Source organism: Sorangium sp. So ce302 (genome assembly GCF_051530145.1).
Classification (GTDB): domain Bacteria; phylum Myxococcota_A; class Polyangia; order Polyangiales; family Polyangiaceae; genus Sorangium; species Sorangium cellulosum_B.
Map to the genome: position 1 here is coordinate 2,654,904 of NZ_CP150326.1, position 23,712 is coordinate 2,678,615.

16 protein-coding genes are annotated in these 23,712 nt (G+C 70.0%); 8 read left to right on the forward strand and 8 right to left on the reverse strand.

Features of this window, described 5'->3' with window-relative positions; all coding sequences use genetic code 11:
• Positions 1-10: 10 nt before the first annotated feature.
• Positions 11-805, reverse strand: a complete 795-nt coding sequence (locus WME73_RS10360; RefSeq protein WP_437915548.1) for an OmpA family protein — start codon at positions 803-805, stop codon at positions 11-13.
• A gap of 215 nt (positions 806-1,020) precedes the next feature.
• Here WME73_RS10360 and WME73_RS10365 point away from each other — a divergent pair, with 215 nt between their 5' ends.
• Positions 1,021-2,433 carry an L-serine ammonia-lyase gene (locus WME73_RS10365; RefSeq protein WP_437915549.1) on the forward strand — a complete coding sequence of 471 codons (1,413 nt, stop codon included), beginning with the start codon at positions 1,021-1,023 and terminating at the stop codon, positions 2,431-2,433.
• Here the strand turns inward: WME73_RS10365 and WME73_RS10370 are convergent.
• Positions 2,414-8,389 (reverse strand): AAA family ATPase, encoded by a 5,976-nt coding sequence (locus WME73_RS10370; RefSeq protein WP_437915550.1) that lies wholly within the window; start codon positions 8,387-8,389, stop codon positions 2,414-2,416. The two genes, WME73_RS10365 and WME73_RS10370, sit on opposite strands and share 20 nt — an antisense overlap.
• Positions 8,390-8,630: 241 nt before the next feature.
• Between WME73_RS10370 and WME73_RS10375 the strand changes: the two genes are divergently transcribed.
• A complete protein-coding gene (locus WME73_RS10375) occupies positions 8,631-9,761 on the forward strand; it encodes a response regulator (protein WP_437915551.1) in 1,131 nt (376 codons plus the stop codon).
• A gap of 155 nt (positions 9,762-9,916) precedes the next feature.
• Here WME73_RS10375 and WME73_RS10380 read toward each other — a convergent pair whose 3' ends face one another.
• On the reverse strand, positions 9,917-10,399 hold the full coding sequence (locus WME73_RS10380) for a DoxX family protein (RefSeq protein ID WP_437917372.1): 483 nt from the start codon (positions 10,397-10,399) through the stop codon (positions 9,917-9,919).
• Positions 10,400-10,560: 161 nt separating this feature from the next.
• On the opposite strand from WME73_RS10380, the gene WME73_RS10385 reads away from it, so the two are divergent.
• Positions 10,561-11,442: an AraC family transcriptional regulator gene (locus WME73_RS10385; protein ID WP_437915552.1), complete on the forward strand. Its 882-nt coding sequence runs from the start codon at positions 10,561-10,563 to the stop codon at positions 11,440-11,442.
• 78 nt (positions 11,443-11,520) lie between these two features.
• On the opposite strand, the gene WME73_RS10390 is transcribed toward WME73_RS10385, so the two are convergent.
• Positions 11,521-12,402: a VOC family protein gene (locus WME73_RS10390; RefSeq protein WP_437915553.1), complete on the reverse strand. Its 882-nt coding sequence runs from the start codon at positions 12,400-12,402 to the stop codon at positions 11,521-11,523.
• Between the two features lie 280 nt (positions 12,403-12,682).
• On the opposite strand from WME73_RS10390, the gene WME73_RS10395 reads away from it, so the two are divergent.
• On the forward strand, positions 12,683-13,204 hold the full coding sequence (locus WME73_RS10395) for a hypothetical protein (RefSeq protein ID WP_437915554.1): 522 nt from the start codon (positions 12,683-12,685) through the stop codon (positions 13,202-13,204).
• Between the two features lie 49 nt (positions 13,205-13,253).
• Here WME73_RS10395 and WME73_RS10400 read toward each other — a convergent pair whose 3' ends face one another.
• On the reverse strand, positions 13,254-15,101 hold the full coding sequence (locus tag WME73_RS10400; protein WP_437915555.1) for a DUF2169 family type VI secretion system accessory protein: 1,848 nt from the start codon (positions 15,099-15,101) through the stop codon (positions 13,254-13,256).
• Positions 15,102-15,318: 217 nt separating this feature from the next.
• Between WME73_RS10400 and WME73_RS10405 the strand changes: the two genes are divergently transcribed.
• The 3 genes from WME73_RS10405 to WME73_RS10415 are packed head-to-tail and all read left to right on the forward strand — an operon-like array spanning position 15,319 to position 18,293.
• Entirely contained in the window at positions 15,319-15,537 is a 219-nt protein-coding gene (locus tag WME73_RS10405; RefSeq protein WP_272101560.1) for a hypothetical protein, read from the forward strand.
• A 16-nt stretch (positions 15,538-15,553) separates the two neighbouring features.
• Complete coding sequence (locus WME73_RS10410; protein ID WP_437915556.1) at positions 15,554-16,798, forward strand: DUF2169 domain-containing protein; 1,245 nt, start codon at positions 15,554-15,556, stop codon at positions 16,796-16,798.
• A gap of 25 nt (positions 16,799-16,823) precedes the next feature.
• Positions 16,824-18,293 carry a hypothetical protein gene (locus WME73_RS10415; protein WP_437915557.1) on the forward strand — a complete coding sequence of 490 codons (1,470 nt, stop codon included), beginning with the start codon at positions 16,824-16,826 and terminating at the stop codon, positions 18,291-18,293.
• Here the strand turns inward: WME73_RS10415 and WME73_RS10420 are convergent.
• Entirely contained in the window at positions 18,262-18,498 is a 237-nt protein-coding gene (locus WME73_RS10420; protein ID WP_437915558.1) for a hypothetical protein, read from the reverse strand. The two genes, WME73_RS10415 and WME73_RS10420, sit on opposite strands and share 32 nt — an antisense overlap.
• A 769-nt stretch (positions 18,499-19,267) precedes the next feature.
• On the opposite strand from WME73_RS10420, the gene WME73_RS10425 reads away from it, so the two are divergent.
• On the forward strand, positions 19,268-19,567 hold the full coding sequence (locus WME73_RS10425; protein WP_437745320.1) for a hypothetical protein: 300 nt from the start codon (positions 19,268-19,270) through the stop codon (positions 19,565-19,567).
• 83 nt (positions 19,568-19,650) lie between these two features.
• On the opposite strand, the gene WME73_RS10430 is transcribed toward WME73_RS10425, so the two are convergent.
• A complete protein-coding gene (locus WME73_RS10430; RefSeq protein WP_437915559.1) occupies positions 19,651-21,150 on the reverse strand; it encodes a sigma-54 interaction domain-containing protein in 1,500 nt (499 codons plus the stop codon).
• Between the two features lie 302 nt (positions 21,151-21,452).
• On the reverse strand, positions 21,453-23,654 hold the full coding sequence (locus WME73_RS10435; protein WP_437915560.1) for a polyprenyl synthetase family protein: 2,202 nt from the start codon (positions 23,652-23,654) through the stop codon (positions 21,453-21,455).
• Positions 23,655-23,712 lie beyond the last annotated feature (58 nt).

Below are 23,712 nucleotides of genomic sequence, written 5' to 3' on the forward strand. Positions count from 1 at the left end.
CCGCCTCGCCTCAGAGCGCCTTCCAGGACGCGTCGCCCGACGGCAGCCGCGGCGGCTCGACCGACAGGATGTAGTCGACCCGGCGGTTGCGCGGCTCGTCCACCTGGTCCGCGGTCTTCACGAGCGGCGCCGACTCGCCGAGCCCCTCGAAGGCGATGGGGAGCTTCACGCCGCGGCCCTTGAACCAGGCGGCGATCGCGCGGGCGCGCTTCCGCGACAGGGCGAGGTTGTGCTCCGCGCTGCCGACCGTGTCCGTGTGGCCGACGATGAACAGCGCGATCTTGCCGAGCTCGCTGGTCTTCGCCACGACCTCCGAGATCTTCTGGAGGCTCGCCTCCAGCTTGGGCACCTCGGGGGCGCGGATGACGTCGGAGTTGGTCTCGAACTGCACCTCTTCGTGGGGGATGCTCACGTTCCAGGGGATGATCGCGATGCCCGCCCAGTACCCCTCGGTGTCGTAGCCGTACACCTCGATGCGCGCGACCGGCTCGTCGCTCGAGGGCGACCAGCTCACGGCGAGCGGCGAGCCGGCGGCGGCCCCGCCGAACGGCTTCTCCTCTTCGGCCAGGACCGCGCCCGATTGCCCGAGGACCTTGATGCGCACCTTGCTGGCGGCGCGCGACAGCTTCACCTCGATCTGGCGGCCCTTGACGTCCACCTTGGACCTGTCGATCGTCACCTCGAGCGCGGGCGGCCTCGCCTGGGCGCTTCGTGGTGGTGAGGGCGCGGGCGAGGGGCCGTCGGCGCGCGCGGCGGCGGGGGCGAGCAGGGAGGCGGCGAGGAGCACGGCCGGGGCATGGCGCATGGGGATCCCCATCTCTGAAGGGTGAGGGAAACGCGGGAAGACGTCCCCGAGCATACCAAAAGGCGCGCGTGGTGGAGCGGCGGGGTGACGTGCTGTGTGTTCGCGGCGCGCGCCGCCCTGCGCGCCGGCCTGCACCGGTGTAGGGTGTACCGTCGAGCGTCGAGCGCGCTCCGGCAAAGGCGCCGGAGATCCTGCTGAACGGCGTTCCACGTCACATGGCAGTCACCATTTTCGACCTCTTCAAGATCGGTATCGGGCCCAGCAGCTCGCACACGGTCGGGCCGATGCGCGCGGCGCGCATGTTCGCGGTGGATCTCGACGAGGCGGGCCTGCTCGCCCGCACCACGGCGGTGTCGGTGGAGCTGTTCGGGTCGCTCGGCGCCACCGGCCGCGGCCATGGCAGCGACAAGGCCGTGATCCTCGGGCTCATGGGCGAGACGCCGGACGGCGTGGACGTCGAGCGGGCGGGCGCGATCGTCGAGGGCGTGCGGCAGAGCGGCCGGCTGTCGCTGCTCTCCCGCCACGAGATCGGCTTCCAGGTGAAAGGACACCTGGCCTTCCTGCACCGGAGCCTGCCGTTTCATCCGAACGGCATGCGCTTCACGGCGCTGGACGAGGGGGGCGCGCCGCTCCGCGCGCGCGTGTATTACTCGGTGGGCGGCGGCTTCGTGGTGAACGAGGCGGCGGCGAAGGGGGAAAACCCGATCGAAGCGGACACGACGCCGCTGCCGTATCCGTTTCACAGCGCCGCGGATCTGCTCGCGGCGTGCGCGGCGAGCGGCCTGTCGGTAAGCCAGGTCATGCTGGAGAACGAGAAGATCTTCCGCCCGGAGGCGGAGACCCGGGCGGGTCTCCTGCGGATCTGGGGGGTGATGCAGGAGTGCGTGCGGCGCGGCTTCCGGGCGGAGGGCGTGTTGCCCGGCGGCCTCAAGGTGGTGCGCCGCGCGCCGGCGCTGTACCGCAAGCTCATCGAGAGCCCCGAGGCGGGGCTCCGGGATCCGCTGACGGCGATAGACTGGGTGAGCCTCTACGCGCTCGCGGTGAGCGAGGAGAACGCCGCCGGGGGCCGCGTGGTCACGGCGCCGACGAACGGCGCCGCGGGGATCATCCCGGCGGTGCTGCACTATTACCGGCGCTTCGTGCCGACGTCGACGGACGAGGGGGTCATCCGTTTCTTGCTCACGGCGGGCGCGATAGGCATTCTCTACAAGGAGAACGCGTCGATCAGCGGCGCGGAGGTGGGGTGTCAGGGGGAGGTGGGCTCCGCGTGCTCGATGGCCGCGGGCGCGCTGGCCGAGGTGCTGGGCGGCACGCCGGAGCAGGCGGAGAACGCGGCCGAGATCGCGATGGAGCACAACCTCGGATTGACGTGTGATCCCGTGGGCGGGCTCGTCCAGGTGCCGTGCATCGAGCGCAACGCGATGGCCGCGATCAAGGCGATCAGCGCGGCGCGCATGGCGCTGCACGGGGATGGGGCGCACTTCGTGAGCCTCGACAAGGTGATCAAGACGATGCGCGACACCGGGGCAGACATGGAGTCGAAGTACAAGGAGACGGCGCGCGGGGGGCTCGCCGTCAACGTGCTCGAGGTGCCGGTGGAGGTGGGGGTCAATTTGCCGGAGTGCTAGCGCTCCTCCTGGGCAGCGCCGTGCCTGCGGCATACCCATCGACGAACTCTTGCAGCTTTCGCATCTGGTACGTCCGCACGAGCGCCCTGAGCTGCTCGAGCCACGGGCCGAGCCGCGGGTCGGTTTCCTCCATCCGCACCGCTTCCGCCACCACGTTCCGGACGCGCCCCGACGCCACCAGCCGCGATAGAAGGGCAAGCTCCTCGGCCGGAGGCGGCACCAGCGGACCCTTCTCCCTCGCCGCCGTGACAGGGGCCTTCTCCTCGGCGTGAATCCATTCCACGCCGAGGAAGCGGTGGATCTTGTCGAAGAGCTCGCCCGCTTGCACGGGCTTGTGCAAGGAGTCGTTCCAGCCGGCGCGGACGCCCTCCTGCTGTTCGGCTCCGGACACGTTCGCGGACGAGATCAGGATGACGACCTCGCCGAGCTCGTGCATCTGCCGCAGGCGGCGCGTGGCCTCATGGCCGTCGATGCCCGGCATGACCAGGTCCATCAAGACGAGCGCCGGCCTCCGCTCCATGGCCAGCCGGAGCGCCGCCTCACCGTCCTCGGCCTCCACGACCTCGAAGCCGATCGGGACCAGCAGATCGCTCATCAGGGCACGGTTATGCGGGTTGTCGTCCACGACGAGGATCGTGCGGCGCTCTCCGCGATACCCGGTGATCGTATGCCATCCGAGGACTCTGTCGGCGAGCGCGGAGTCAGGCCCCTCCGCGAGCGTGAGCGTCACCGTGAAGGCGCTGCCTCGGCCGAGCTCGCTCTCGACCTCGATCGTGCCGCCCATCTGGTCGACAATCTTCTTCGTGATGGCGAGGCCGAGCCCTGTGCCGGCGCTCTTCGCCTTGTGATCTCCGACCTGTTCGAAGGGATCGAAGATGCGCGAGACGTGCTCCGCGGCGATCCCGGGGCCCGTATCCTCGACCCGGAACCGCAACGTGCTCCCTTCACCGGGGCCGCGCTTCAGCTCGTCGACGACGAGGGTGATGCTTCCTCGCTCGGTGAACTTGATGGCGTTGCTCAGGAGGTTCAACAGCACCTGCGTCAGGCGCTTCTCGTCGCCGTAGAACGCGGACGTCGTTCCGCCGCGTATCTCATGGGTGAAGGCGATGCCCTTCTGGTCCGCGCGCACGCGGCACAGATCCACCACCGTGCGCACCAGCGCCTGGAAATCGAACTTCGTCGCGACGAGATCCATCTTGCCGGCCTCTATCTTCGCGAGGTCCAGCACGTCTTCCAGCAATGAGAGGAGATGCTCGCCCGATTTCTTGATGACTTGCACGCCATCACGGCTCTTCGGGGAGAGCTCGGGCGCGCGAGCGAGGACCTGGGCATAACCGAGGATGCCGTTGAGCGGCGTGCGCAGCTCGTGGCTCATGCTCGAGAGGAAATCGCTCTTCGCCCGGTTCGCCCGATCGGCCGCCTCCTTGGCGATCTGGAGCTCGGCCGTGCGCTCCTTGATCTTGGCCTCCAGGTCCCGGTACAGGACGGCGTTCTCGACGGCGATGGCCGCCTGCGAGGCCAGCACCGACAGGAACTCCACGCGCGCCGGAGGGAACGCCGACGGCACGTCGCGGTGCTCGAGGTACAGCACGCCCACGAGATGGCCCCTGTGTGTCAAGGGCAGGGCCAGCAGCGAGAGCACCACGCGCGACGCGAGGTATGGGTCGACGGCGAAGCGCGCCTCGCTCGTCGCGTCGCCTGTCACCACCGGCTCGCCCGTGCGGGCCGCATACTGCACCATGGTCGCCGGCACGTCGTGACTTTGCCCGAGCGGCTCCGACAGCCCCGTCTCGATGCGTGCCCCCTCCACCGACAGCCGCGCCACGACGGAGAGCGCCTCCCCTTCGCGGAGGACGAGGGCGCCGCGCTGCGCGCCCGCGTTCGCCAGCAAAAGCTCCATCAGCCGGCCCACGACGCGCTCCGGGTCGCGCTCGCTCGAGAGCGCCTGCGCCGCGCGCACCGCGGTGTTCACGTCGAGGCTCGCGCCCGTGGAGGCGCCCGTGGTCGCCGTGGTCGCCGCCGCCACCATCGCGCGCTCGACAGGCGCCCCGTGCATGGCCGCCCTGAGCAGAGCAGGGTATTTCGCGTTCAGATGGGCGACCACGTTGACCGCGCCCCAGCGCGCATGGGCGTCGCGCGCCTCGCGCAGGTACATGGCGCCGATGTGCCTCTTGCCCGTTTGCAGCCGGAGCTCGGCGGCGAGCTGGATCGAGAGAGCCTCGATGTGCAGGAAGCGGTGCTCGCGCGCGAGCTCGATGGCCTCGTCGTACCTGGCGATGGCCTCCTCGGTCTCGCCGCGGACGCGGGCGTATTCGGCCTCGACGAGGCGCAGCTTGTGGAGGAAGTTCGGCGCACAACCTTCCGCGAAGTACCGCAGCCGCTCGAGGCCGTGGTCGATGTGCTCCCGCAGCCTCGCCTGCTCCTCGGCGCCCGCGGCGTCATGCCAGCACTTCGCCGCCGAGAGGGCGAGGAAGAACGGGATATCCGTGACCGGCGGCATGCCGAGGATGTCGGCTCGAGACTGGTCTGCCTCCCGCGCCCGCGATAACGCTCGCTCCCACCTGCCGGTGACGCAGAACAGATAGACTTCCAGAGTGCGAGCGAGCCCTCCCGTGAACCCGTCCCCGTCGGCCAGGAGGGAGCGCGAGCCTCGCGAGAGCGGCTCGTCGTCCAGGAGCTTCGGGGCGCCGTCAGGGGTCATCAGCACGTCACAATAGGACGCGATCGCCTCGAAGTGGTGCCTCCCCACGGCGTCGCCCGCGCGCTGCACGAGATCCCAGCGAGCCTTGACCTGCGCGTCGACCTGGCCGAGCGGCAGGCCACGCCAGACGCGGTGATAGAACAGCTCGGCGAGGAGGCCCCAGCTCGTGCCCTGGAACGAACCGAGCTTCAGGCCGGCCGCCATGCCTCGCTCATAGAGGGCGGCCGTCTCGTCGACAGGTCTGGAATAGACCATGTAGATGCCATGAAGCACCAGGCACTCGGGGAGCATCGGGGACCCCACCCGCTCCGCGGCGCGCACCCCGGGCTCGACCCACCGCAAGACCCGGCGATACATGCCCGTGGCCACCGACCACACGTTGGCGAAGCTGCAGAGCATGAGCGTGGCCGCTGGCGTGAGGGCCCCCCGTCGCACCGCCTCGGAGACCAGGCGAACGATGATGAGCGTGTAGAGCATCGGCCGGCCGCCGTAGATGGAGCAGAGCTGCGTCTGCGTCATCAGGGCGTCGATGAGCCGGTGCTCCGGGGACTGCTCGGGCGGCATTCGATCGAACGCGCCGAGGTCCTGCTCCAACCATCGATCCAGCGCGGCGGACTCGTCGAGGAGCGCCGGCTGACACGCCTCGTCCGTCTCGGGGAAGGCGAAGCCCCGCTCCGCGAGCGCCGCGATACCGAGCCCGATCCCCCGCGCGTACTGGCCCGTCGCCAGGCAGCAGCGGACGCGGATCTCCTGCGCCGACAGCCAGGGCACCGCCCCGAGAGGCCTCGCGAGCAAGTCGAGCGCGCGTGCTTCGACGTCCTCGAAATCTCGCAGCAGATAGGCCGCCTCCAGCCGCTCCAGCGCTATCTCCACCGACAGCGACAGCTCGTCGCTGATGGCTCGCTCGCCGAGGAGCGCCTGCGCGTTCTCCAGGAGGCTGGCCATCAGGCGGTGGGAGCTCGCGGCCTTCGCGACGCGAGCGGCCTCCAGGTTCATCCGCGCGACGTCATTGAGCTCCTCCACGGACGTGAGCCGCGCCGAACCCTGGTTCATGTGCCGCGCGAGCTCCAGGAGCTGCTGAGCCGTGCCCCCCTCCGCGCGGTACCGCGCCCAGAGCCGACGGCCGATCTCGAGGTGCGCGAGGACGCGCTGCTCCGGCGAGATCCGCTCGTAGCTCGCCTGCTGCACGCGGTCGTGCAAGAACCGGTACGAGGCGTCCAGCGCGCCGTCGCCCACCCCTCCGAGCGCCTGCGCGGGGCGATAAGCCCCGTCGACCGGCACGACCAGCTCCTCCTGCAGCGCCGGCCATAACGCTCCCGTCACCCGGGCGGGCTCCCAGCCGCTCAATCGCTCCAGATCGTGGAGATGGAACGTGTGCCCCGCGCACGCCGCGAGCCCCATGAGCTGCTGTGTCGCGTCCGGCATTTCTCGTACTTTGTCCGTCAGCAACGACACCACGTTGTCGGTGATCTGCGCTCGCTCCAGGTCCGCTTGGTTCCACTGCCATTCCCCGCTCTCCGCGTCCCTCACAAGGAGCTTCTGCCGGTGCAGGGAGAACAGCAGCTGCTCCAGGAAGAACGGGTTTCCACGCGTCTTTTGCCACTGCACACGCGCGAGCGGCTCCACGCGCTTCGGCTCGCTCTCGAGCGTGCGCGAAAGCCACTTTTGCACCTGCTCTTCCGACAGGGGGCCCACCGTCAGCCTCGATACCCTGGCCTCGCTCGCCTCCACCGCCTCCACGAGCTTCCACAGCGGATGCTCGGGCGGCGTCTCGTTGTCACGGTAGGCTGCGATCACCAGCAGCGACCTCCGCTCCACGTCCGTCAGCAGCGTCTGCAGGATGATCAGCGTGGCGCTGTCTGCCCACTGCATGTCGTCCAGGAACATGACGAGCGGCGGGTTCGGCGTCGTGACGGTTCGAACGAAGTTCAACCACGTCAGCTTCTGCCGGTTGAGCACCTGCTCGCCCTCCGCCGGCGGCACCGGCGGCAGCTTGCCCATGACGAGGTCGAGCTCCGGCACCACGTCTGCGATCAGCCGCGCGTTGTCCCCGACCTCGTTCCGGATCCGATCCCGCCAGGTCTCCAGGACCGCCTTCGGGCTCGAGATCCATTGACGCATCAGCCCCCCGAACGCCTGCGCTATCGCGGCGTACGGCGTCGACCGCGCGAGCTGGTCGTGCTTGCCCGCGATCAAGAGGCCGCGCCCCGCCTTCGCGATGTCGTGGTAGACCGTGCGCACCAGGGCCGTCTTGCCGATGCCCGACGGTCCGCCGACGAGCAAGAGCTCCGCCGCGCCCCGCTCGGCGCGGGCAAACGATTCGCCTACCCGCTCGACGTCCTGCTCCCGCCCCACGAGCACCTGCGGCAACCGCAGCTTCCGTGAGAAGTCCTTCTTTCCAAGCGAGAAGGGCGCCGCCGTACCGCGCTGGTGGAGCGCGCGGAGCGCCTCCTCCAGATCCTCGGCCGCGCCTCTGGCTGTCTGGTACCGCCGCTCGGGATCCTTCGCCAGGAGCTTCGCTATGATCGCCGACACGCCGCTCGGCACCTCCGGTGCGATCGTGTCGAGCGGAGGCGGGCTCTTGGCCAGATGCGCGTGCACCAGCGAGAGCGGATCGCGGTCCGTGAAGGGCCGCCGCCCCGAGAGCACCTCGAAGAGCGTCACGCCCAGCGAATAGAGATCCGTGCGCGTATCGAGCGCGCGCGCCGTGCGCCCCGTCTGCTCCGGCGAGATATACGCCAGGGTCCCTTCCAGCGCTTCGGGGATGCTCGCCTCGGTCGCTTCCTGGGACAGCAGCGAGGCGATGCCGAAGTCGAGCAGGGTGACCTGCTCGTACGTGTCATCCACGAGCAGGTTCTGCGGTTTGACGTCCTTGTGCATCACGCCGGCGGCATGCACGCCCTCGAGCACCTGAGCAAGGCGTTGCCCGAACCGCAGCCCGGCCGCCACCGGCAGGCGACCGTGCCTGGCGAGCACCTGATCGAGCGAGCCCGCTCCAGGGTTCTCGAGGACCAGCGCCGCCGTGCCGTTCCGCTGCTCGAACGCATGCACGCGCGCCACGCCTGGCACAGCCGCGAGCTGCTGGAGCACTTGATGCTCGTGGACCAGTCGCCCCATGACGCGCGGGTTGGGTACCTCGGCGAGCGGAAACTTGATCGCCACCTGCGCGCCCGAGGGGAGATGCACCGCGCGACAGACGCGCGTCTCGCTTCCCTCGTAAGCGATATCCCCCAGCGCATACTCCGTCAGTTCCATGCCTGAGCCCCTCCCATGCATCTGCACCGCGGCACGATAGCCGAGTGCGCGCTAAACTAGCCTGGGCACGGCAACACAAGTCAATGCAATTGTGAAAGACGCTTCGCGACTGCCACACTTGCGCACCCCACGCACGTGCGCGGGCGCACGCTGACTACAGCGTTTCCAGGTCGTGACCAGCGTTGCGCGAGGCCGTATACGTTGGCACACGTACAGTTCCATCTGTCCTGGCATTGTCGACGTGAAGCAAGTTACAGACACGTCGTGTCAGCACCTGCAGGGCTCGTCGGAGCCGCGCTCCTCCGAGCGACGCTGCATGCTTGGCCCTTTACAGTCGTCACGCTCCTTGATAGCGTCCACGCTGCGTTTTTCAGGCACTGGGGGGAAGATTTTGACGCAATTCAATGGTTTCGTGGTCGCGGTCGACGACAACCCCGCCAACCTCGACACGCTCCTCGACGTACTGTCGGGCGAGCATCTGGACCTCGCCGTCGCCACGGATGGCACCATGGCGATCAGCTTGATCGAGCGCGAGCAGCCGGATCTCGTGCTCCTCGACGTCATGTTGCCAGATATCGACGGCTTCGGGGTGTGCAGGCGCCTGAAGGCCAACCCGCAGACCGCCGACACTCAGATCGTGTTCATGACCGCCTTGAACAATCGGGAGCACCGGTTGCAAGGGTTGAAGGCGGGCGCCGTGGATTACATAAGCAAGCCCTTCGATACGGAGGAGCTCCTTGCGCGGATACGCCCGCACATCGCCGTCCGGCGCATGACGCGAGCGTTGCAGGAGAAGAACGCCAGCCTGGAGTCGGAGGTCCGGCAGCGCGTCGCCGTCGAGGCCGCGCGCGAGGCGCTCCTCGGCGAGCTCATGACCCGTACGGACGAGCTGCGCGAGGCCAAGGAGGGGCTCGAGCGCGAGCTCGTCGAGAAGGGGCACGCGAACGCGGAGAGGACCGCGCTGCACGAGCAGATCATCGCCGCGCAGCGCGGCCGGCTCCTCGAGCTCTCCACGCCGCTCATTCCGATCACGGATCGCATCCTGGTCATGCCGCTCATCGGTACGATGGACAGTGACCGGGCTCAGCAGGCGAACCATGCGATGCTCCACGGCGCGAGCAGCCGAGGCGCCGAGTTCGTCATCATCGATATCACCGGCCTCAAACATGTGGACGAGCGCGTCGCCGCCATGCTCCTCGTCGCGGCCAGCGGCCTGCGGCTCCTGGGGACGCGCACGGTGATCACCGGGATAGGCTCGGAGGTGGCCCGAACGCTCGTGCAACTCGACGCACCGCTGCAAGGCATCGTCACGAAGGGCACGCTCCAGGACGGCATTGCCGTCGCGATGCATGCCTCCCGTCATCGAGGATAGGACCTCTGCTCTGCCGGAGGCTCCCGGCCGCCTGAAGTCGAACGCGCGTCAGCTGTCCTTCTTCTTGTCTTTCGGACGAAGGCGCGCGAGCGACGCCCAGGCGTCAGGTCGGCCCCGTCCAGCGCCGGACCGACGCGGGAGAGGTGTTGCTTCATTCACGGCGCGCTCCGGCGCCGTGCCAGGCGCGCGTCGAAGGACCAGCGCCCCGCGCCGACGACGACGAGAAAGAGCGCGCCCAGCAGCATCGCCCAGTCCGTCCTCGCCTCGTGGGCCATGCTCCAGAAGCCGTATTGCGGCAGCTTGCGCACGTGGAAGCCGAGGATGTCTCGGCCGAGCAGGATCGGAAGCTTGGTCGAGAGCAGCGCCACGACCATGTCGATGACGAGCAGAGCGGCGGCGAACCGGGTCAGGAGCCCCGCGAGCACGAGCGCCCCGCAGACGATCTCGACCACCCCTACGAAAGGTCCCATGGCTTCCGGCCAGGGGATGCCGATCTTGACGAACCGTCCGGCGCCGAGCTCCGCTGGATAGATGAACTTCTGGAGCCCTTCGGACAAGAAGACGGCCCCGACCGAGAGGCGGACGAGGAGCGTCGCCGCAGGCGCCTGGGAATCGAGCATCTTGCGCAGGTGTTTCATCATTTCGTTCCAGCCCTTGTCGATGAGTGTGGAGGTGGATCTTCCGGAGGCTCACCCGGAACTCACGCCAGCATAGGCGAAGGTGCGACGGGAGTACCCGGGCTTCGCGATCGCCGCGCGGCGATGTGGCCGGCGACCTGATTGTCGACCATAGTGTCCACGTGTTGTATGTCCGCCACGTGCCGGGTCCGCCGCTCTCGGCGCACGTCGCCGAGCTCTGGTACCTTTCGGCTGCTCCGCCTCACGCGGCCGAGCGTATCCTGCCCTCCGGTACCCTCCAGCTGGTCGTCAACCTCGACCAGGACGAGGTTCGCGTCTACGACGGCCCCACCATTCGCCGCCACTCCGGTGCCGTCGTCTCGGGCGCGTACCAGTCCGCCTTCGGCGTCGACACACGCGAGCACGCGTCGATGGTCGGGGTCCAATTCCGCCCCGGCGGCGCGTGGCCGTTCCTCGGCGCGCCGCCCGGCGCGCTGACCGACACGCACGCCGACCTCGCGGAGCTCTGGGGGCAGCGAGCGGCGGAGCTCCGCGAACGCCTCTGCGCGGCGCCGGAGCCGCGCGCGCGCTTCGCGCTGCTCGAGCGCGCGTTGCTCGACCGCCTTTCGAACGCGCGCCCCGGTCATCCCCTGGTGCCGCACGCGATCGCGGCGCTCGAGGGAGGCGAAAGGCGCGTCGCCGACGTGGCGGCCACGCTCGGCATCAGCCACCGCCGGCTCGTCGACGTGTTCACCGCCGAGACCGGCCTCGCCCCGAAAGCCTTCGCCCGGATCACACGCTTTCGGCGGGCGCTCTCGCAGGCCGAGAGGGAGCGCGAGCCGGACTGGGCCCGGCTCGCTGCCGTGTCAGGGTTCTGCGACCAGTCGCACCTGATTCGCGAGTTCGTGGCGCTCTCCGGCAATTCGCCGACCGCGCTCATCGCCCACTCCTCCCGCGAACGCGTCAAGTTGCACCACATCGCCCTCGCCGCGCCAGCCGCGCTGGATGGGGCGCGCGGAAGGGCCCGGCAACACGCGCGATCCCGATGCGTCCCGACCCGATGACCGCGAAGGATCAGCGCGGTGTCGGGACGCATCGCGGCGCTACCGGCGACGAACCCGGTCGCCTCCGAGTCGTCATGATCAACCCGCCGATGCCTCGTGAAGCTCGATCGGGTTGCCGTCGGGATCTTCGAGTTGAATCTGCGCGCCCCCCATGCCGCGTTCGATGTCGTTTCGGAAGGGTGTGCCGGCCGCGCGGAGTCGTTCGATGATCGCGGCGAGGTCGTCGACGTAGAGGACGATGCGGTTCCAACCGCCGGCGGCCTGAGCGCGGCCGTCGGGCATGGGGCGCGCGCCGGAGCTGCCGGGGCCGCTCAGGAGCAAGCGCAAGTCACCGCGGGAGACCGTCGCGAACGCCGTGCCGGCCTGCAGGTCGAGCGTGAAGCCCAGTTGCTCGGTGTAGAAGCGAACGGCGCGATCGACGTCCGTGTTCTGGTAGCGGACGACGGCCGCGGTGGCATCGGGGCCTTCCGCGGCCGAGGTCGATTCCTCCGGCGCCTCGTGAAGCTCGATCGGGTTGCCGTCGGGATCCTCGAGTTGAATCTGCGCGCCCCCCACGCCGCTTTCGATGTCGTTTCGGAAGGGTGTCCCGGCCGCGCGGAGTCCTTCGATGATCGCGGCGAGGTCGTCGACGTAGAGGACGATGCGGTTCCAGCCGCCGGCGACCTGAGCGCGGCCATCGGGCATGGGGCGCGCTCCGGAGCTGCCGGGGCCGCTCAGGAGCAAGCGCAAGTCACCGCGGGAGACCGTCGCGAACGCCGTGCCGGCCTGCAGGTCGAGCGTGAAGCCGAGTCGCTCGGTGTAGAAGCGAACGGCGCGATCGACGTCCGTGACCTGGTAGCGGACGACGGCCGAGGTGGCATTGGGGCCTTCCATGGCCGAGGTCGATTGGGTGGTATGGGGCATGCAACCTCCGAGAGAGAGAATGACCAGGATGAGGATGATCTTGAGGATGATCTTCATGCGCCGATTCTGTTGCCCGCGCGCGCCGCCGTATTGGACAAATTGGAAGCCGCGGCGGTCCAGGCTCGTGGGCATGCGCCGCACCGAACGACGCTTCGTCATCCTCCACGTGCTGTGTGCCAGCGATTGACCATGCCGGGAGCCGCAAGGCGGTGGAAGGGTCCTGCTCCGTGGTGTCCGCGGTCGCACCCCGGGACGCTCAGATTGCGATTGCCCGGCGCGCCCGGGTGCGCTCTCCTTCGATCCAGGAAGCGGGAGACTCTCCCGCGAGCGCGCCGCGATGAAGCCCTCGTACGAAGCTCGTGCACCAGAGATCGTGACGGAGCCCGAGCAGGTCGACCAGCTGCCGGCGCTGATCGAGCGGATCGCGGAGCAGACGCGGCGCGATGCCGAGGGCCGGCAGGTGGAGCTGCCGTCGGGGCGCGTCGTCGAGGTGCGATCCGCGGCAGGGGACGAGGAGCGGGTGACGATCCGGAGCGCTTCCGGGGAGATCGAGCTCGACGTGCGCCTCACCGCGCGCGGGCCGGTGCTGCGGATCCGGGCGGCGGAGCTCGAGCTGGAGTCGCCGGGCGCGGTGCGCGTCGACTGCGATCGTTTCCATGTGCGCGCCGAGCACGGGATCGTGCACGAGACCGGCGGCGACCTCGCGCAGACGGTCGCCGGCGACGTGACGACGCGGGCGCGCGGCGAGCTGCGCGCCGAGGCCCGTCAGGTGAACCTCGAGGCCACGCGCGGCGACGTGCAGATCGCGGCGAACGATGACGTGCAGCTGCTCGGCGAGCGGATCAAGCTGAACTGCTGAGCGGTTGCGTGCGGCGTGCCGCGGGCGGCGCGCGCGGGTCGACCGCGCATCAGAGGGCCGAGAGCGCGCGCTCGACCTGCCCCGCCAGCGCGGCCTGCGCGGCGACGCGCCGCTGCCACACGCGCTTCAGCCGCAGGCCGAGCGGCGCGTCGAGCCCCTGCTCCGCGATCTCGAGCGAGAGCTTGCCCCGCCGCTCGGCCCTGACGAGGCGGGCGTACTGCTCGGCCCCGAATCGGTCCGGGTGGCGCCGCTCCCAGGCGGTCACGTAGGCGTCGTCGAAGCGCTCGCGCAGCGCGCGGTCCCCGTGCTTCAGCGCGCGCTCGAGCTCGTCGCGCCAGCGCCGCTCGGCCTTCCGCCAGGTGCCCTCGTCGAGGTCGTGCGCGGAGAGCACCTCGCCGCGCAGCGCGCCCCGCTCGGCGAGCTCCGCGCAGACGGTGGCGTACCGCTCGATCGTGACCGGCTCTTCCGGGCGCGCTGCGCTCGGCGCCGGCGGTTCCTTCAGCGGGGCCGGCGGTTGCGGCGCCGGCGCGGGGGCCGGGGCGCGCGGGGCGGCGCCCGCGAGGGCGGGCGGCTGCGATGGAGCTCCATCGAAGTCGAGCGCGGCGAGCACCGCTCCCGCCGCTGGGCCGGGCGTCGTGGCCGCGGGCGGCGGAGTGGCGGGCGGCGGGGTGGCGGGCAAGGTGCCCGACCCTGGCGCGCTGCCGGGCCCGTCGAGCGCCAGCGTGCCGCCCGCGGACCCCTCCCGCGGCCGCGGCTCGCCGGAGCGCGACGGCGCGGCTGGCGCGGCCGCCGCGGGGCGCTGGACCGGCGGGCGCCGCGGCGGGACCGCTGGCGCGATCCCGATGCCCACGCCGGCGACGGCCACCAGGCGCTCCCGCTGCGCCGGGTCGCGCAGCTCGACGTGGGCGCGCCAGGTGATCGTGCAGAGCAGCCGATCCGCGTCGACGTGGAGGCCGTCGGCGTGGAACGCGAGCCGCGCCGGGGCGTCGGGATCGGCGTCGTCGAGGCCGTACACCGCGCCGGCGACGCGCGCGTCCGGCAGCGCGCTCTGGATGCGCGGGCGATCCGGGTGGAAGCCCTCGAGCACGACGGCCGTGTCCGGCTGCAGCGCGGAGATCCACTGGTCGCGCGGGGCGCACTGGAAGTACGACCAGTCGAAGGCGCCCGGCACCTCCATCACCTCGGCGTCGAGCCTGGCGCGGGCGCCTGCCGGGAGGCGGCGGCTGCGCGCCGGCCACGCCGCCGCGAGCGGACCGAAGCCGGCGGGCCTCTGCGGATCGACGGGGTCGAGCACGTTCGGCAGCTCGCCGTCGCGCTCGCTGCACCCCAGGGGGTTCTCGGGCACGCCGACGCCGCCGGCGGCGCGCTCGTACACGATCGGCATCCGCACGAACGGCTCCGGCGCCGCCCCGGCCTCCTTGCGGCGGCCGACGACGCGCACCGTCTTGTCGAGGCCCGGCGCCTCGCGCTGGACGAGCGCGAACCGCGCGCTCATCTCGGCGACGGGGCGGCCGCCCGGCGCGGCGGCGTGCCCGAGGGCGGTCACGTCCACGTACTGGCGGTACGGCACCCGATCGCTCGCCGCGGTCACGTGGGTCATCGGGCCGCGGCGGTCGTGGACATCCTTCGTCTGGAACGGCGCCGCCACCTCCGCCGGCCGCATCGGCGACGCGTCGAGCGAGAAGCTGGCCTTCACGACGACCGTCAACCGGAGCTTGCCCTCGTGGCGCCAGGGGACCGTGTCCACGGTCGCCTGCGCCGCCGTCGCCGACGCCGCCGGCGTGAGCGACGCGCACGCGACGCCGCCCGCGGTGCCTGGCAAGAACGGCAAGGCGCGCGCCGCGAACTGCGCGGCCTGCGCGTCGTCGACCGGGAGTGTCCCCTTCGGCTCGCTCATGTCCCCGTCGTGCACGGTCGCAACCGCGCCTCCCGAGGTCAAGGGCTCATCCAGCGATCGCGGGCCGCAACGACCCTTGGAGTCGTCGTCGGTGTGTGGCGGTGCGCGGATGGCCTCGGAACCTGGCCGACGAGCTCGGCCAGGGGTGCGCGCCGGCGGCGGGAGATCAAAACAAAATACCGAGTGGCCGCCCGCGCGCGCCAAGTACCATGACCACATGAAGCGGCTCACCGACCCCTTTCACGTGCTGCCGGAGGCGCAGCGCCACGAGCTCATGCGCGACACGGTGATGGCGATCTTCGGCCCCGCGGTGGGTCAGGGCTTCTGGGATCAGATGGAGCCCCTGCTCACCGACACGCGGCGCCAGCCAGGCGACGCGGAGGAGCCGGAGAAGAACTTCTGGCGGGGCCGGTGGCGCATCTACGAGGCAGAGTGAGCGCGGAGCAGCGGCCGTGAGCAACGACCCGACGCCGCCCGCCGCGCGCGCCCCGGCGCGCAGACCGCGCCGCAAGACCGAGCTGCTCCTGCAGGGCGAGCCTGACGGGCGGCGGTGGATCGCCTGGATCTCGAAGCGCACCTACCGGATCCACAACGGGCGCTGCGAGCTCGACGCCCCCGCGCAGCAGGAGGTCCTGCACGACGACGAGATCCCGTACAGCGAGGATCGCAAGCCGCCGCGGGTCTCTCCGCCGATCGCCGTCGACGAGATGCTCCCTTTCCGGCGCGCGACCGACGTCGTCATCCAGGCCTTCGCCCACGCCTACAAGCCCGACACCCGCACGCTCACCGCGAGCGTCCGGTTCGGCAAGCACCACCGCGAGATCGTGGTCCACGGCGACCGCGTGGGTGAGATCGACCGCGCGGGCCGGCCGCGCTTCTCCGAGCCTGCGCCGATCGAGGTGGTCCCGATCCGCTACGACTACGCCTACGGCGGCGTCGATCTGACGGCGCTCGGCCGGAACGGCGACCTCCTCGGCCAGCTCGTCCAGGATGCCCGCCGAGGCATCGACCGGCTCGCCGACACGGTGTACCACTACCCGAGAAATCCTTGTGGTTACGGGTACTTGATGGAGATCGACGCCGAGGGCTTCGCGGGGCGGCCGATCCCCAACCTCGAGTTCCCGTTCGACCCGCTGACGCCGCAGCGCCTCGCCGTGGGCAAGCCGTACCGGTGGATCCATGCGCCGCTGCCGGCAGGCTGGGATTACCAGTCCATGGCCTGGTTTCCCCGGCTCGCTTACCTCGGGCTCGCCCCGACCTGCCAGAGCGACGGCAAGCTCCCGGCCGAGGTCGAGCGCGGCTGGGCCGCCCGGGATGTGCTCTCGATCCCGCCGCTTTATCAGGACCCCGGCGCCCCGCTCCGACTGGAATACGCGCAGGTCGCGTCGCCCGGGATGAGCGTCTCCGACCTCGCGCCGGACGAGTACTTCGAGCTGCATCACGTGCACCCGAACCGGCAAGTCTACTCCTTCCACCTGCCCGGCGAGGTGCCCCGGGTGATGCTGGAGCTCGCGCCCGGCCGGGCGCTCACCGAGGCGGAGTCCCACCTCTGCTCGGTGGTCGTGCGGCCGGTCCCGGGCGAGGTCGTGGTGGTCTGGAGCGCCCGCGCCCCCGTGGCCCTGGATCTCACCGAGGAGCAGATGACGAACCTGCGGCGCGAGGTGCGCTGGACCTCGGCGGCCCGATCGGCTCGATGATCGACTCGATGAAGGAGCGCGGACAATGTCGTACGGCTGCCTGACCGTCACGCGGTGGAACGTGTTCCTCGGCCTCTCGTGGCACGAGGCCCTGTTCTGGTGGCCGATGCCGCCGCCCGGGGCCTACGTGCCCCAGAAGTACTGGCCTCATTTCCAGACGGGGCTCGTCAGCGGCACGCACCTCTTCTCGTTCTGGTCGGAGCAGAAGAAGCACGAGATACAGCTCGACGGCGTGCACTGGATGGGGCGGGGGAGCGACGCGAGCCTCGTCGTCCCGCACGTGGACGTGGTCCAGGGGTGGAATCCGCTCTTGCCCTGGACCATCCTCTTCGGGAGCTCCATCTCGGTCTGGGGGACGAGCGGGGTCGCGATCGGATGCGATAACCCTATCTTCGGCGAGACGACCTGCGATCTCGCGTGCTCGCCGTTCAAGACCGTGCCGTTCTCGCTCCACCTCGCGTGCAACAGCCCGGTCAGCCTGCCGCTCGATTTCACCATCGTCTGGGGCACCGCCAAGGCCGGCTTCACCTGGACCGACTTCATCGCGTGCCTCGTCGACATCGCGATCGAGATCGCGATGGACATCCTGATGAAGTTCGGCGGCCAGATCGCGGGCAAGCTGTGGAAGGGCGCGAAGGCCGCGGGGAAGGGGCTGGTGAAGGGCGCGAAGATGGCCGCCGCCAGGAGCGCGGACCTCGCACAGCCGTTCTTCAAGCGGGCCGGCAAGGCCCTCGCGCGGGAGAGCGCCGAGGAGACGCTCGCGAAGATCCTCAAGGAGTCCGCCGAGGAGGCGGCCGACGACGTCGCGTCGAAGGTGGGCAAGCAGGCGGCGGAGAGCTTCTCGGACTCGCTCAGCCGGCTGCGATCGCAGAGCGACGAGCTGCTCGAGGAGCTCGCGGAGGCCGCGGACGGCAGCGTGTGGAAGTCGTTCAAGCAGGGCGCCGCGGAGCTCGGCGAGAGCGCCGCCGATCGCATGAAGAAGCTCGGGAAGAGCCTTGGCGCCGCGGCGAAGTCGGCGAAGGACACGATCATCGCCGTGAAGACGTGGAAGAAGGTGACCGAGCAGAACCTCCTGCAGTCGCGGAAGGTGAGCAGCATCCTCAAGTACACGGCCCTGGCGAACGGGTTCAAATACTCGAAGAAGATCGGCGGCAAGGTCTACAGCTCCATCGACGCGCAGTACCACGACCTCGGGGATCTCGACGCGGCCTCGGACGGGTACAGCTTCGGGCCGTTCGCGCTCGGGAGCAGGAGCGGTGTTTACGACGACCTCGGGGACCCCGTGGGGGACACGGGCGACAACGATGATGATGATGACGAGACCAGCAAGACTGCGGTCGGCGATCGGTTCGCCTGGCGGGGCGACGCGAGCGCGAAGGCGCGCGTGAGCGAGCGCTTCTCGTGGTCCGATCAGCGCGAGGAGAGCGGCGGGAGCGCGGGTGTGGACGACCGCTTTGCCTGGATCATGAGCGACGCCGCCACGTCCGGCGCGTAGCTCCACCCACCAGGAGTCCGGCCAGCTGAGATGCGGTGTCCTGATTGAACCCGGCGCTGAGGAGCGTCTCGGCGGTGCAGCCTGTGAGCAGCGCCGGCGCGGCCAGCAGCGGCAGACCCAGGATCGTGCGCCGAGAGACGAGGAGCGATTTGCCGGTCGCATGATCTTTGGCGCGAGCAGACTCGATCGTTCGATCGAACGTCATGTTCATCTCCGTTGGGTGAAATCGGCCCACGCACGACGTGCATGGCTCGGTGGTCGAAGGGGCGTTGTCGCCGAGAAGCGAGGCGTACGGCGAGAGGTTTCGCAAGCGTCATGCCGCGGCGAGCAGGCCGCGCGTCCGCCGACGATCCCCCGCGTTCGTGCTGAAAACGAGGCTTATCGCTCCCCCGATCTCCGGAGATGAGAACGGGGGCTGCCGAGCCCCCTGTCTCTCTGAAGGAGACACCTGTTCCCCCCGGAGAACCAGCGCGAGCAGGGATGGCCCGCGGAGGAGGGGAAGGCTCCGCGCCGAGCGAGGCGCTCCCGTGCCGGGGGCCGTCAGGTGGCCCCATGAGGCTACGAGCCGGCACAAGGCGTCAATCCACGAAAACTTCCGCCCCGGGCACCATCGCCGTGGGGTGCCATACGTATCGACAATAGCGCACCGCGGCGAGCCGTCCCCCCCACCATCAAAGAGCTGGATCCAGGTGTGCCGTCGGCATCGACGACGGTGACCGGCAACACCAAGCGGGCCAGAACCAGCGCCCAAGTGCGGCCGGAATTCGCATCGTGGACGCGGCATAGGCCGCCTGGCGGAGCCCCCGGGCGGCGAGCGGGCGTCGGGAGGGGTCGGCGCACGAGTCTTGCACCGAACAGACCATGGTTCGAATTCTCTTTACGCTCGCAACCCGGCCTGAGATCCTCTGCACTGCGACGAAACAATGCAGGACTCGGGCATCGTTTCGATTGCGAAAGCGTCTTGGAGGGGCAACATGCCGATTTCAGTGACAGTTAAAGGCAAGACGTACGAGAGCGACGGTCATTACCACGCGGAAGAGATCATGCTCGCTTCCGTCAGTAGTACAGCAAACCTCGTCGTAGAAATGAACGGTTGGCCGTGCACGGGCGAACGGTACCACGATTGTCACAAGCGCTTCCTCACCGCGTCCGCTAGCCGCACGATCACGGTGACCATCACGGACGATCATGCCGGCTACGCCGCGAACCATGGGCGCAAGTTCGGGGAGAAAGGGACGATCACCTACGCCAATGGCGTTGCGACCTACGGCTAGAGCGGCAGACAGTCAGAAGAGCGTCCAATCCTCCTCCCACCATCGCGGAGACCACGCCATTCGGCCGAGCGCGGCCCGTCCCATCACGCCTCCACCCCGTACTTGTCCAGCCACTGTTTCAGGCGCTGGTAGCTCCTGAAGCCGATGAGCGCCGCCGCGCGCGTCTTGTTGTGGTTCGCTTCCTTCATGGCCCGCTCCAGGTAGTGCCGGACGACGTGGGCGATGGTCTCCTCGAGGCTGAAGCCGTCGCCGAGCGGCTGGCCCAGCACCGCGTCCCGCGGCGTGTCTTCGCGGACGAACAGCGCCTCGCGGACCTCGACGACATCGATCACCGGCCCGTGCGCCCAGACGAAGGCGCGCCAGAGGGTCCCCTCGAGCTCCCGGACGTTCCCCGGCCAGGGGTGACGGAGCAGGTGGTTCCTTGCGGCGGGAGAGAGCTTCTTCGGGATGCCTCCGGGGCGCGCCTCGTTGTTGAGGCGGGCGAGGAACTGGTCGGTCAGCAGGCCCACGTCGCCCTCGCGTTCGCGGAGGGGCGGCGTGTGCAGGACCAGGATGGCCAGGCGGTAGAAGAGATCCTCGTGGAATCGACCCTGGCCGACCTCACGCATCAGATCTCTGTTGGTCGCGGCGATGATGCGCACGTCGACGGGGACCTCCTGCCTGCCGCCGACGGGGCGGATCTTCTTCTCCTGGAGGGCGCGGAGCAGCTTCACCTGCGCATCGGGCGGCAGCTCGCCGACCTCGTCGAGGAAGAGCGTCCCGCCGGTCGCGCGCCCGAGGTGCCCCTGGTGGTCGGCGGCGGCGCCCGGGAAGGCGCCCCGGGTGTGCCCGAAGAACTCGGAGTCCACGAGCTCCCGGGGCAGGGCGCCGCAGTTGACGGCCACGAACGGGCCCGCGGCGCGTGGGCTCGCCTGGTGGATGGCGCGGGCGAGGAGCTCCTTTCCGGTCCCGGACTCGCCATGGATGAGGACGGGCGCCGCGGTGCCGGCGGCCTGCCGCGCGCGGTGGAGCAGCCGCTTCATCGCCTCGCTCCGGTGGACGATGTCCGAGAACCCCGGCTCATCGGGCCGGAAGCCGCCCGAGAGGCGGGCCAGCTCTTCCTCGGTGCGGCGGACCGCGGCGGGGATCAGCTCCGCGGCGAGCTCGAAGGGCACGTCGGCGGTCTGGACGCCGGTCTGGGGCGATGACTCGATGAGCTCCGCCTCGAAGCGCGTCTTCGCGACGAGGATCCAGATGGCCGCCATCGCCGGCGTGCCCGCGCTCAGGTGGAAGGTCCGCTTGGCCCTCTTCCCGTACTGCTCGATCGACCAGGCCACAGCCTCCATGACGGCGCGGTAGATGTCCGCGTGGTGCGTCGGGGTGGAGAGCGTCTCCTGCCGGAGGACGATGCTCGCCTTCGTCTTCTTCCTGAGCCATCGCGTGAACGGCGCGACCTCCTCTCCTGGATGGTTGTTCAGCAGGACGAGGTGGTCGAACCCGCGCTCGGCGACGGCGTGCGCGATGGGGCCTGCGCCGACCGCGGCGTCGCCCGACGCCGCCCTGAGGTCTGTCTTCCCGATCCATGCGAGGAGAACACGGGCCATCGTGCTCGCCAGCGTAACAAACCTTCTGGTAGCAGAGACATCCTTCTTCTCGCCCCGGTAAGTTTCTCTGCCAGCGCCGCTGCGCGGCTGGCGTGCGGCGGCGAGGCGCGTGGCACGGGATATGAGAAGGGACGGAAGAGGGAGGTGAAGAAGGGCGGCGCCTGGACGCGTAAGCCCCTCTCACCGGTTGCGTCCACGTCGAGCTTCACGCCGTCGACGCCCACATCGCCTTCCCCCGGGCGACTCACCCCAGAACACCGGCCGGCGTCGAGCCCGGGTCGCGTGAGCCGAGCCGCACACGCTCAGTAGTGCCGCTCCAGCAGGTACCAGGCGAACGCGCGCACGGCGATCTTCGCCTGGGAATCCGGAACGAGCGGATCGAGCTCCGCCCACGCCACCTCGACCATGGCGCGCGCGCGCGCCATGCAGCGTTCGTTGGCCCCTGCCGCCTCGACGATCGAGAGGATACGACCCACCTCGTCGCCCTCGGTCGGGCGCACGAGGATCGCATGAGCGAGCGCCGCGCGATCGGCGCGCGGGAGCGAGCCGAGCGCGTCGAGGATCGGGAGCGTGAGCTTGCCGTGCATCACGTCCTCGCCGCGGGTCTTCAAGTCGCCCGCGAAGCCGCGCAGGTTCAGCACGTCGTCGACGATCTGGAAGGCGAGGCCGAGCGCCTCGAAGAAGCGGCCCACGGCGTCGACCTGCGCGTCCGATCCGCCGCCGAGGATCGCCCCGATCCGCGCCATCGACGCCGGAGGCACCGCGCTCTTCAGGTGATGAATCGAGAGGAGGCGATTCGAGAGCCGCGCCAGCTCGTCGTCGTCGAGCGTCGTCGGGGCGAGGCCGGCGAGATCCAGGGCCTGTCCGGCGTGCCCCGCGCGCATCGCCTCGAAGTAGAGCGCGTAGACCCGCAGCTTGTCGCGATCCGGGATGGCGTCGCGATGGACGGGCGGCTCGCCCAAAAAATAGGCGGCGGTCCCCGCGTTGATCGCCGTCGCGTCGCCGTGCATCAGGTGGCAGGTCGGGCCGCCGCGCCGGACGACGGAGCGATCTTCGGCGTCGTCCACGATGAGCGAGCCCGTATGGATGAGCTCCGGCACCGCCAGCCAGTGACGGAAGCGGCGCGCGTCGCCGCCGACGAGCTCGACGCACGCGAGGATCGCGAACGAGCGCCACGTCTTGCCGCCGCGGTCCAGGATCTCGCGGATGGGCGCGATCAGCTTCGCCTCGAAGGTCGCGCGATCGAAGCCGTCGCGCGGGCGCGCGTGCGAGCCGGTCACGAGCGCTCGCAGGCGGTCCTCCGCGGGGCGCGAGGGGATGGTCTCGGCGAGCACGCGCCGCACCTCGTCGCCCACCGAGCGGAGGAATGCGTCGAGATCCCGGGCGCCGTACCCGCGGAGCTCGACCCAGCCACGCCCGCGAACGGCGGCGCCGCGGAGCGAGCCGGCGGCGACCACCTGCCCTTCCCAGAACGACGGTTCGGAGAGGATGGTGACGACCTCCTGATCCGCGTGCACCGCTCGGACGCTGATCTCGAGATCGAGCTCCTCGCAGGTGAAGGTCATCTGAACGGGATACTCGACGAAGGTCCGCAAGCTCCGCCACGCGGACTCCACGCGCATCGACACGCGCCGGGAGCGGCGCACGCGCCCCGCCGCGTCGCTCACCACCACCCAATCCTCGACGAACCCCCCGCGCTCGGCCGGGCGGATCAGATAGATGCTCACGTCGGTGCCGTCCTCGAGCTGGAGCGACGCCCACGTCCACGCGTTCTCGCCGCCGGCGGCCGAGCCCTCCGGGACGAAGCCGAGCTCGTGATCGTACCAGCCGCTCCCGCGCGCCACGGCCTCCTCGCGCCCGGACGCGGCGATCGTCCCGCGGACCGCGCACCTCGGGATGAAGTAATAGAACATCTGCTCCGAGCCCGCTCCGCGGATCACCCCGTCATCGCCCTGCCGTGCAGGGGGCTTTTCGGGGTGGAAGACGAGATCGACGCGGAGATCCGTCTGGTCGTCGCGCAGCGTCAGCTCGTAGTCGCCGTCGGCTCGTTTCTTGAAGCTGTCGGCGCCATAAGACAAGGAGAGCGAGCCGTCGTCCACGCGCGCAGCGCCGTCGATGCGGCGCGTCGGCAGAGGGACGGCGCCGCGCGCGAGGATTTCGCGCAGCGCCCGGCGACTCCGCTCGTCGAGCGACCTCGCTTGATCGACCTTCAGGAGCGCCAGCTCGCGAGTGGCGTCGTCGACGCGGACCGTGGCGGCGTACCCTCCGTCTTCTCCCGTCAGGGCCCAGGTCACGAAGTGCGCGTGCCGCGAGTCCGCGACGCGCTGCCGGAAGAACGCCGCGAAGACGCCGAGGCGACGGCCGCCCTCCGTCTCCAGATAGGAGTTCACGTACCACCACTCGAGATCCGATGAGGCGTGGGGCCGGTCGTGCACGTCGAGATCGATGGGCCCGGGAGCAGGCCAGTCCGCGGGCCGCGCGATCGGTCTCGGGTTCGTCGTCATGAATGCACACTCCTCCTCTCCGCGCGGGCGCGCGCGGCCGACTCCCCCGCTCTCCGGA